This is a genomic window from Acutalibacter sp., from assembly GCF_056800975.1.
The window spans coordinates 1-2370 of record NZ_JBQISV010000165.1 but is presented as its reverse complement, the minus strand read 5'-3'; the positions used below and the strand labels follow the sequence as shown (position 1 = coordinate 2370).

Genomic DNA, 2370 nt, shown 5'->3' with positions numbered 1-2370 from the left:
GACTTGCTGGCCTATAACGCCTCGCCCAGAAAACGCTGAGGGCCTTTGCCGAAATTCACCGCCCGAACCGCATCCAGCAGCTCCTCCCGGCGTTCCCGAGCATCGGGCAGGCTGCACACCACGTCGTTCAGATCATAGGGCCCGTTGCGGAAATGCCCCACCACAGCCCCGCAGAATTCCCCGTCCACCAGGAGATACTGCAGGGGCTCATGGTCATAGGCAAGCCCCTCGGTCAAGGGCTTTACCAGCTCCTTCAGGGCTGGCTCCTGGGCCTTATACAGCATGTCGTTGCGATGAATGGCATAGACAGACCGAGGTGGTTCTGCTGGCAGATTCGTCAGCAGTTCCCGGTCCTGGGCCAGCACATAGCCCGTGCCCCAAGTGGACAGGGTCCCCTTGTCCGCCAGGCTTTCAGCGGCCCGCTTAATCTCCTTTTCCGGCAGGCGGTAAAAGCTCTTTGCCATGCCGCTGTCGAACCACACCATGCGCCGGGCGAACCGCAGCAATATCTGCTCTAGTGCCTCCTGCCGGGTGAACCGCTCCAGGTCCGCCTGAGGAAACATCTCCCGGAAGGGATACCAGCCCCGGTCCCACTGGCCGTCGTTCTGGTTCTCATAGATGAGGAAAGCCTCCTGTAGCCGGTGCAGGGCAGGGGTGAGAGCCTTTACCAGCAGGCCGGTCTCCTCCTTCAGCTGTTGAATGGTGACAGGTCCCTCCCGCTCTATCATGTTCAGCAAGGCCAGCTGGACTTCTGTGGGCTTTGTCAGCGGCTTGCGGTACAGGGCCGCGAACAGCTCCAAATCCTCGGGAATGATCCACCCCAGATTGCCTCCGGCAAAGCGGCCTTTGATCAGCTCTCGACGCACTTGGCGGCAGCGGTTGAACTCCAAGTCGTCAAAGGCTGCTCGAAAGCTCAGGGTGGGGGGCTGGCCGAAGCCGCTCCAATACACGTTCTGTCCCGGCTGGCAGTCCTGGTAGAGGGCAAGATACTCCGCCTCGTCCGCAGGTGCGGCAAGGCATTGGCGCTCCATGCGCAGGGCCAGCATTTTTTTGTCATTCATAGGCTCAGGTCCCTTTCTCCTGTGCATACCATTGCCTGCATTGCTCAATGCGCGCGCCGGGGGGCGTGTCCCCGTGCTCGGGGTCGCAGGAATACTGGTTCAGCAGCTGGCAGGGCATTTCGGGGCACTGGCCGCAGTGGACAACCCCCTTCTCCTGGCAGCAGGCCGCTACCGGGCACACCCCGTGGAAGGGGTGGCCTTCTGTCTCAATACAGCCCTTGCAGCCGCAGCTCTCCTTGTATTCACAGCCAGTGCAGTGCAGTCCGCATCTGGAATCCGCCATTATGGTTCACCTCCTGTCATTTTTCTACAGGATACCACAGGGAACCAGACAACAGTATGTCAGGTTTCATATAATTTATTCAGCAAGGCAATGGCCTGGCGCATCCGCTCCACCATGTCCGGCGGGCCCAGCGCCTTTGCCTTGTCCCCAAAGGCCAAAAACCACTCCACCGCCTGCTCCGGCGTGGTAAAGCCCCACTCTGCGTACAATCTGCCGTCCTCCCCTACCGTAAAGCAGCCGGGGCCGTATTCCTCCACCAGCCGGTACTTGAGAGAGGGGTCGTACACCCCGCGGACCTGGTAGCTGTCAGTCAAGTGGGACCCAAACCGCAGCTTTTCCTCCGGCACCTCCTGGGGAGAGAAGCTCTCGCCGGTCAGGCGCAGCTCCCACAGCCGCCGCAGCTTGTACATGCGAAAATCCTGCCGCTCCCGGCAAAATCCGAACACATACCAGTCGGACCACTGAAAGACTGCCCGGTAGGGCTCCACCAGCTTGTCCGCCTCCCCCTTTTTGTAATAATACCGAAAGGAGATGCAGCGGCACTCCTGGATGGACTGCCGGATGAGCTCTAGCTTGGAGGACAGGGAGTCCCGGTAGAAGGAGGAGAGGTCAATGAGAAACGGCTCCTGAGGGCGGGCCCCGCCCAGCTTCTGGGCCAGCTTTTCGGCAGTGGGGGAGTGGGAGACGCTGTCCAGAGAGCGCAGGCCGGTGAAGATGTGGGCCAGCTCCTGGTGGGTGAACACAGTGGTATCCAGGGCAAAGCCGTCCATCAGAGAGATGCCGCCCCCAGCGCCCTGGGTAGTGACCACAGGAATGCCCGCCCGGCAGATGTCCTCAATGTCCCGGCTGATGGTGCGGCGGGAGACCTCAAATTTTTCAGCCAGATAGGGGGCGGTGACGGTCTTTTTCTGCTGAAGGATGGCGATAATGCCCAAAAGGCGTTCGATTTTCATAGGCGGCGGTCCTTTCAGTGGTGGATAGCTTTATTATAGCGGATGAATGGGGAAAAGTAAAGCGGCCGGCTTT

General features: G+C 60.3%; 3 protein-coding genes. All 3 read right to left on the bottom strand.

What is annotated here, in order from left to right:
- Positions 1–11 precede the first annotated feature (11 nt).
- Genes ACTO5E_RS10835 through ACTO5E_RS10825 form a run of 3 tightly spaced genes read right to left on the bottom strand, consistent with a single transcriptional unit; the run spans position 12 to position 2297 of the window.
- On the bottom strand, positions 12–1061 hold the full coding sequence (locus ACTO5E_RS10835; RefSeq protein WP_482303567.1) for a hypothetical protein: 1050 nt from the start codon (positions 1059–1061) through the stop codon (positions 12–14).
- Between the two features lie 4 nt (positions 1062–1065).
- Positions 1066–1344, bottom strand: a complete 279-nt coding sequence (locus ACTO5E_RS10830) for a DUF3795 domain-containing protein (protein ID WP_482303566.1) — start codon at positions 1342–1344, stop codon at positions 1066–1068.
- A gap of 59 nt (positions 1345–1403) precedes the next feature.
- The gene (locus tag ACTO5E_RS10825) at positions 1404–2297 is read right to left on the bottom strand and encodes a helix-turn-helix transcriptional regulator (protein WP_482303564.1); all 894 of its coding nucleotides are present in this window, start codon (positions 2295–2297) and stop codon (positions 1404–1406) included.
- Positions 2298–2370 lie beyond the last annotated feature (73 nt).

Bases quoted from the DNA above. Each gene is read 5' to 3' on its own strand.
- ACTO5E_RS10830 (WP_482303566.1), bottom strand. From the start codon at position 1,344: ATGGCGGATTCCAGATGCGGACTGCACTGCACTGGCTGTGAATACAAG.
- ACTO5E_RS10835 (WP_482303567.1), bottom strand. From the start codon at position 1,061: ATGAATGACAAAAAAATGCTGGCCCTGCGCATGGAGCGCCAATGCCTT.
- ACTO5E_RS10825 (WP_482303564.1), bottom strand. From the start codon at position 2,297: ATGAAAATCGAACGCCTTTTGGGCATTATCGCCATCCTTCAGCAGAAA.